This window comes from Streptomyces javensis (assembly GCF_039525925.1).
Lineage (GTDB): Bacteria > Actinomycetota > Actinomycetes > Streptomycetales > Streptomycetaceae > Streptomyces > Streptomyces asiaticus.
On the sequence record NZ_BAAAIF010000273.1, the window covers coordinates 1 to 723 of the forward strand.

The 723-nt window shown below is 70.1% G+C and carries 1 protein-coding gene; it reads left to right on the forward strand.

What is annotated here, in order from left to right:
• The coding region (locus ABD329_RS47920) for an acyltransferase domain-containing protein (RefSeq protein ID WP_344318309.1) at positions 1–723 on the forward strand (723 nt) is incomplete at both ends.

The window sequence follows — 723 nt, forward strand, 5'->3', positions numbered from 1 at the left end:
TGACGGCGCTCCGGGCTTCGACCGGGTGGATGTGGTCCAGCCGGTGCTGTTCGCGGTGATGGTGTCGCTGGCGAAGCTGTGGCGTTCGATGGGTGTCGAGCCGGATGCCGTGATGGGCCACAGCCAGGGCGAGATCGCCGCGGCCTGCGTGGCCGGTGCGCTTTCGCTCCAGGATGCCGCGAAGGTGGTGACCCTGCGGTCGCAGGCCATCGCCGCGGGCCTGGCCGGACGTGGTGGCATGGTCTCGGTCGGGCTGCCGGTCGACCAGGTCAAGGACCGTATCGCCGCCTGGGACGGTGGAATATCCGTCGCGGCGGTCAACGGCCCCGGCTCGGTCGTGGTCTCCGGTGACCCCGGCGCGCTGGACGAGATGGTGGCCCAGCTGGAGGGTGAGGAGATCCGGGTCCGCCGGGTTCCGGTGGACTACGCCTCGCACTCCGCTCATGTGGAGGCGATCCGGGAGGAGCTGCTGGAGGTTCTGGCGGACCTGGCGCCGCGCGTGCCGGAGGTGCCGTTCTACTCCACGGTCTCCAACGAGCTGGTGGAGACCGCCGCGCTGGATGCCGAGTACTGGTACCGGAACCTGCGCCAGACGGTCGAGTTGGAGGCCACCACCCGCACTCTCCTCGACACCGGCCACGGTGTGTTCATCGAGGTGAGCCCGCATCCGGTGCTCACCCTTCCCGTTCAGCAGACCGTGGAGGCCGCCGAGGCCCAGGCCGT